We start from the raw sequence: 6,883 nt of genomic DNA, 5'->3' as shown, positions 1-6,883 counted from the left end.
CCGTGGTCCCTTACTGCCCAGCCTACGGGCATTGAATGCCCCCGTGGGCCGGGTGAGGTGCCCAAGCGTAGTGGCGTCGGCCGACGGCCCGGCCGGAGCCGGTCCGGGCCGCCCCCACGGCGCGTCCGTTCGCGATCCGAACACGGAACCAGCAGGCTGTTTCGGGGGATTCACCCCTTTTGTCAGTGCCGCTCAGCCCGCGAGGAGAGAAGGACATGAAGGCAGCCGTCGTCCGGGACTTCACCAAGCCGCTGGAGATCGAGGAGCGCGAGGTCCCGGCCCCGCAGCCGCACCAGGTGCTGGTGCGGATCGAGTGCTCCGGCCTGTGCCACACCGACATCCACGCCGCGCACGGCGACTGGCCGGTCAAGCCGTCCCCGCCGTTCGTGCCCGGCCACGAGGGCGTCGGCATCGTGGAGGCGGCCGGGGCGGACGTCCGGCACGTCCAGGTCGGCGAGCGGGTGGCGATCCCGTGGCTGGCCGACGCCTGCGGCCGGTGCGACTACTGCGTGACCGGCTGGGAGACGCTCTGCCCGGCCCAGCACAACTCCGGCTACTCGGTGGACGGCGCCTACGCCCAGTACGCGCTGGCGCACGGCGACTACGTCGTCCCGGTGCCGGACGGCGTCGACCCGATGGACGCCGCCCCGCTGTCCTGCGCGGGCGTCACCACGTACAAGGCGGTCAAGCTCTCCGGCGCCCGGCCGGGCACCCGGGTGCTGATCTCCGGCATCGGCGGCCTGGGCCACCTGGCGCTGCAGTACGCGCGGATCTTCGGCGCCGAGACCGTCGCCGTCGACATCACCGACGACAAGCTGAAGCTGGCGAAGGAGCTCGGCGCCGACCACGTGATCGACGCCCGCACCCAGGACGTCGCGCACGAGGTGGGCAGGCTCGGCGGCGCGGACGCGGCGGTCTCGCTGGCCGTCTCCAACGCCTCCTTCCGGGCCGCCTACGACTCGCTGCGCCGCGGCGGCACGCTCGTCCTGGTCGCGCTGCCCGCCGGGGGCGAGCTGACCCTGCCGGTGTTCGACACGGTGCTGAACGGGACGAAGGTGATCGGCTCGATCGTCGGCACCCGGGAGGACCTCGCGGAGGTGTTCCGGCTGCACCAGCTGGGCCGGACGAAGGTGATCCGGGAGACCCGCAGGCTCGAGGACGTGAACGCCTGCTTCGAGGAGGTGCTGGCCGGCAAGGTCTCGGCCCGGCTGGTGTTCGACATGCGCTGACGCCGCAAGCGGCGGTCGCGCGGAGAGGACGGAACCGACCGGCTCCGTCCTCTTCTGCAAATCCACGCAAGCGGCTTGCGTTTTCTGTCGTACACTCGGCACATGACACGACGACTTGCCGAGGTGGCGAAGAAGGTCGGGGTCAGCGAGGCGACCGTCAGCCGGGTGCTGAACGAGAAGCCCGGTGTCTCCGAAGCGACCAGGGCGGCCGTGCTCACCGCCCTCGACGTGCTCGGTTACGAGCGGCCCACCCAGTTGCGCGGGGAGCGGGCCCGGCTGATCGGGCTGGTCCTGCCGGAGCTGGGCAACCCGATCTTCCCGGCGTTCGCCGAGGCGGTGGGCGGCGCGCTGGCCGGCCAGGGCTTCACGCCGGTGCTGTGCACCCAGACCGCGGGCGGGGTCTCCGAGGCCGACTACGTCGACCTGCTGCTCGAGCAGCACGTCTCCGGCGTGGTCTTCTTCGGCGGCCTGTACGCCCAGGGGGACGCCCCGCACGACCACTACCAGCGGCTCGCCGAGCGCAGCCTGCCCACCGTGCTGCTGAACGCGGCGATCGAGCACCTGGACTTCCCCCGGGTGTCCTGCGACGACGCGGTGGCGATCGAGCAGGCGTTCGGCCACCTGCGGCAGCTCGGGCACACCAGGATCGGCCTGGTGCTGGGCCCGCTGGACCACATGCCCTCGCAGCGCAAGCTGACCGCGGCGCGCGCGGTGGTGGCCAAGCTCGGCCTCGACCTGCCGGACGAGCACGTGGAGCGGGCGCTGTTCAGCCTGGAGGGCGGCCAGGCGGCCACCACCCGGCTGCTGCGCCAGGGTGTCACCGGCGTGGTCTGCGCGAGCGACCCGCTGGCGCTGGGCGCGGTCCGCGCGGTGCGCCGGGCCGGGCTCGCGGTGCCGGACGACGTGTCGGTGGTCGGCTACGACGACTCCTCGTTCATGATGTGCACCGACCCGCCGCTGACCACCGTCCGGCAGCCGATCGAGGCGATGGGCCGCGCGGTGGTGGACCTGCTGGTCGGCGAGATCGCCGGGGTCCGGGTCACCCACGACGAGCTGCTGTTCGAACCGGAGCTGGTGGTGCGCGGATCGACCGCGCCGGCCCGCGCACGGAGCTGACCGGCAGCGGGTAGCAGGCCCCCGGCGGGGGCCGCGACGAGACCGCCGAGCGGGCGGGCACTTCGGTGCCCGCCCGCTTTTCGTATGCGCACACTCGCCTCGATCCGTTGACATGCTCGTAGCGCCGCTGTAACTCTTGGCTGCCATCACGCAAAAGATGGACAGAAGATTGTCATCTTCTCGACCTTGTGAAGGGACGTCATGAGATCGAAGCGCATAACCGCGAGGCTGACGGCGTCGTCGGCCACGCTGGGAATGCTCCTGCTCGCCGGGCCCCTCCTCCCGGCGGCACTGGCGGCCGGAGGGCCCAACCTGGCGCTCGGCAAGACCGTCACCGCCTCCAGCACCAACGGCACGTTCGGGGCCGGCAACGTCAACGACGGCAACCAGGACAGCTACTGGGAGTCCAACGGCATCTCCTCCGCGCAGTGGGTCCAGGTGGACCTGGGCTCGGCGGCCTCCGTCGACACGGTGGTGCTGAAGGTCCCCGGCTCCTGGGGCGCCCGGACCGAGACGCTCAGCGTGCTCGGCTCCACCGACGGCAGCAACTTCTCCACCATCACCTCCTCGGCGAACTACACCTTCGACCCGGCCTCCGGCGACAAGGTGACGATCTCCTTCGGAGCCACCAGCGCCCGCTACGTGCGGGTCAACATCACCGCCAACACCGGCTGGCAGGCCGCCCAGATCTCCGAACTCGAGGTCTACGGCGCCACCTCGGCCTCGGCGAACCTGCTGGCCGGGCGGGCCTTCACCGCCAGCGGCACCTCGCAGAACTACGCGGCGGGCAACGTCGGCGACGGCAACCAGGCCAGCTACTGGGAGAGCGCCAACAACGCCTTCCCGCAGTGGGTCCAGGGCGACCTGGGCTCCGCCGTCCCGGTCAACAAGCTGGTGCTGAAGCTGCCCGCCGGCTGGGAGAAGCGGACCGAGACGCTCAAGGTCCAGGGCTCCACCGACGGCAGCAACTTCACCGACCTGGTGGCCTCCGCCGGCTACGTCTTCGACCCGGCGGCCGGCAACACGGTGACCGTCAACCTGGCGACCACCACCACCCGCTACCTGCGGCTGACCTTCACCGGCAACACCGCCTGGCCGGCCGGCCAGCTCTCCGAGTTCGAGGCGTACGGCCCGACCTCCGGCGACACCCAGGCCCCCACCGCCCCGGCCAACCTGGCCTACACCTCGCCCGCCGCCGGCCAGATCAAGCTGACCTGGGGCGCGGCGAGCGACAACACCGGCGTCACCGGCTACGACGTGTACGCCAACGGCGCGCTGCTCACCTCGGTGTCCGGCAGCACCCTGACGTACACCGACAGCCGCTCCGACGGCGAGACGGTGTCGTACTACGTGAAGGCGAAGGACGCGGCGGGCAACCAGTCCGCGGCCTCCAACACCGTCACCCGCACCGGCCAGTCCGGCGACACCCAGGCGCCCAGCGCCCCGGCCAACCTGGCCTACAGCTCGCCCGCGGCCGGGCAGGTCAAGCTGACCTGGGGGGCGTCCAGCGACAACACCGGTGTCACCGGCTACGACGTGTACGCCAACGGCGCGCTGCGCGGCAGCGTGAACGGCAGCACCCTGACGTACACCGACAGCCAGCCGGACACCGCGACCGTCTCGTACTACGTGAAGGCGAAGGACGCGGCGGGCAACACCTCCGCGGCCTCCAACACCGTGGTGCGCACCGGCAGCGGCGGCGGCACCGGCACCAACCTGGCGGCGGGCAAGCCGATCTCGGCCTCCTCGTCGACCTTCACCTTCGTGGCGACCAACGCCAACGACAACGACACCGCCACCTACTGGGAGGGCGCGGCGGGCAGCTACCCGAGCACCCTCGCGGTGAAGCTGGGCGCGAATGCCACCACCAGCGCGGTGGTCGTCAAGCTCAACCCGGCCTCGGCGTGGGGCGCCCGCACCCAGACCATCGAGGTGGACGGCCGCGAGCAGAGCGCGAGCGGCTTCAGCACGCTCGTCCCGGCGCAGAGCTACAGCTTCGACCCGGCGAGCGGCAACACCGTCACCATCCCGGTCTCCGCCACCGTCGCCGACGTGCAGCTGAAGTTCACCGCCAACTCCGGCTCCAGCGGCGCCCAGGCCGCCGAGTTCCAGGTGATCGGCGTCCCGGCCCCCAACCCGGACCTGACCGTCACCTCGGTGAGCAGCAACCCGGCCGCCCCGGTGGAGACCGACAGCCCGACCCTGTCGGCGGTGGTGAGGAACTCCGGCACCAACCCCTCCGGTGCCACCTCGGTCAACTTCTACCTCGGCGCCACCAAGGTCGGCTCGGCCAACGTCGGCGCCCTCGCGGCCGGTGCCTCCACCACCGTGACCGCGCAGATCCCGGCGCAGAACGCGGGCAGCTACCAGCTGACCGCGAAGGTCGACGAGGACAACAAGGTCATCGAGCAGGACGAGACCAACAACTCGTTCACCGCCGCGAGCGCGCTCACCGTCAACCAGGTCGCCTCCTCCGACCTGGTCGCCGCCCCGTCGACCTGGTCGCCCTCCAACCCCGCCGACGGCAGCGCGGTGAACTTCACCGTCGCGGTCAAGAACCAGGGCACGGTGGCCAGCGCCTCCGGCAGCCACGGCATCACGGTCACCGTCGCGGACGCCACCACCGGCACCGTGCTGAAGACCCTGACCGGCGCGTACAGCGGCACGCTCGCCCCCGGCGCCACCAGCAGCCCGGTCTCGCTGGGCAGCTGGACCGCCGCCAACGGCCGCTACACCGTCAAGACGGTCGTCGCCAACGACGGCAACGAGCTGCCGGTCAAGCAGGCCAACAACACCAGCACCCAGTCGCTGTACGTCGGCCGCGGCGCCAACATGCCGTTCGACAACTACGAGGCCGAGGACGGCGTCCTCGGCGGCGGCGCCCAGGTGGTCGGCCCCAACCGGACCATCGGCGACGTGGCGGGCGAGGCGTCCGGCCGCAAGGCCGTCACGCTGAACACCACCGGCTCCTCGGTGGAGTTCACCACCAAGGCCGCGACCAACACCCTGGTCACCCGGTTCTCCATCCCGGACGCGGCGGGCGGCGACGGCACCAACGCCACCCTGAACGTCTACGTGGACGGCACCTTCCTCAAGGCGATCGACCTGACCTCCAAGTACGCCTGGCTGTACGGCTCGGAGACCGCCCCGGGCAACACCCCGAGCGCCGGCAGCCCGCGGCACATCTACGACGAGGCCAACGTCCTGCTGGGCACCACCGTCCCGGCCGGTCACAAGATCAAGCTGCAGAAGGACTCGGCGAACACCTCGCAGTACGCGATCGACTTCGTCAGCCTGGAGCAGGCCACCCAGGTCGCCAACCCGGACCCGGCCAAGTACGTGGTCCCGACCGGCTTCGCGCAGGGCGACGTGCAGGCGGCCCTGGACAAGGTCCGGATGGACACCACCGGCACCCTGGTCGGCGTCTACCTCCCGGCCGGCGACTACCAGACCGCCAACAAGTTCCAGGTCTACGGCAAGCCGGTGAAGGTCGTCGGCGCGGGCCCCTGGTTCACCCGGTTCTACGCCCCGGCCGGCCAGTCCAACACCGACGTCGGCTTCCGGGCCGAGTCCACCGCCAACGGCTCGACCTTCAGCGGGTTCGCCTACTTCGGCAACTACACCTCGCGGATCGACGGCCCCGGCAAGGTGTTCGACTTCGCCAACGTCGCGAACATCACGATCGACAACATCTGGACCGAGCACATGGTCTGCATGTACTGGGGTGCCAACACGGACTTCATGACGATCACCAACTCGCGGATCCGGGACACCTTCGCCGACGGCATCAACATGACCAACGGCTCGACCGACAACCTGGTCTCCAACAACGAGGCGCGGGCCACCGGTGACGACTCCTTCGCGCTGTTCTCCGCGATCGACGCGGGCGGCGCGGACGAGAAGAACAACGTGTTCCAGAACCTCACGTCGATCCTGACCTGGCGCGCGGCGGGCGTCGCGGTGTACGGCGGCTACGCCAACACCTTCCGCAACATCTACATCGCGGACACCCTCTGCTACTCGGGCATCACCATCTCCTCGCTGGACTTCGGCTACCCGATGAACGGCTTCGGGGCCTCGCCCACCACCAACCTGCAGAACATCTCGCTCGTGCGGGCCGGCGGCCACTTCTGGGGCCAGCAGGTCTTCCCGGCGATCTGGGTGTTCTCCGCCTCCAAGGTGTTCCAGGGCATCCGGGTCAGCGACGTCGACATCGTCGACCCGACCTACAGCGGCATCATGTTCCAGACCAACTACTCGGGCGGCCAGCCGCAGAACCCGATCAAGGACACCGTCTTCACCAACGTCTCGATCACCGGGGCGCAGAAGAGCGGCGACGCCTTCGACGCCAAGTCCGGCTACGGCATCTGGGCCAACGAGATGCCGGAGGCGGGCCAGGGCCCGGCGGTCGGTGACGTCACCTTCAACCACCTCACGCTGAGCAACAACTACAAGGACATCCAGAACACCACCTCGACGATGCACATCACCGTCAACCCGTAGCACCCCGCACGAGGAGAGGGCGGGCGCCCGAGGCG

3 protein-coding genes are annotated in these 6,883 nt (G+C 70.4%); all 3 read left to right on the top strand.

What is annotated here, in order from left to right:
* The first annotated feature begins 215 nt into the window (after positions 1 to 215).
* The 3 genes from adhP to ACFUEL_RS31850 all read left to right on the top strand — a co-directional run bounded on the left by adhP (position 216) and on the right by ACFUEL_RS31850 (position 6,848).
* Positions 216 to 1,229 (top strand): alcohol dehydrogenase AdhP, encoded by a 1,014-nt coding sequence (gene adhP, locus ACFUEL_RS31860; protein WP_380240403.1) that lies wholly within the window; start codon positions 216 to 218, stop codon positions 1,227 to 1,229.
* Between the two features lie 102 nt (positions 1,230 to 1,331).
* On the top strand, positions 1,332 to 2,345 hold the full coding sequence (locus tag ACFUEL_RS31855) for a LacI family DNA-binding transcriptional regulator (RefSeq protein ID WP_380240401.1): 1,014 nt from the start codon (positions 1,332 to 1,334) through the stop codon (positions 2,343 to 2,345).
* Between the two features lie 201 nt (positions 2,346 to 2,546).
* Positions 2,547 to 6,848, top strand: a complete 4,302-nt coding sequence (locus ACFUEL_RS31850) for a discoidin domain-containing protein (protein WP_380240399.1) — start codon at positions 2,547 to 2,549, stop codon at positions 6,846 to 6,848.
* Positions 6,849 to 6,883: the final 35 nt, after the last annotated feature.

Origin of the sequence: Kitasatospora sp. NPDC057198 (assembly GCF_042670125.1) — a bacterium.
Taxonomy (GTDB): domain Bacteria; phylum Actinomycetota; class Actinomycetes; order Streptomycetales; family Streptomycetaceae; genus Kitasatospora.
Note: the sequence above shows the minus strand (reverse complement) of the source record. Positions and strands in the feature narration are given on the sequence as shown.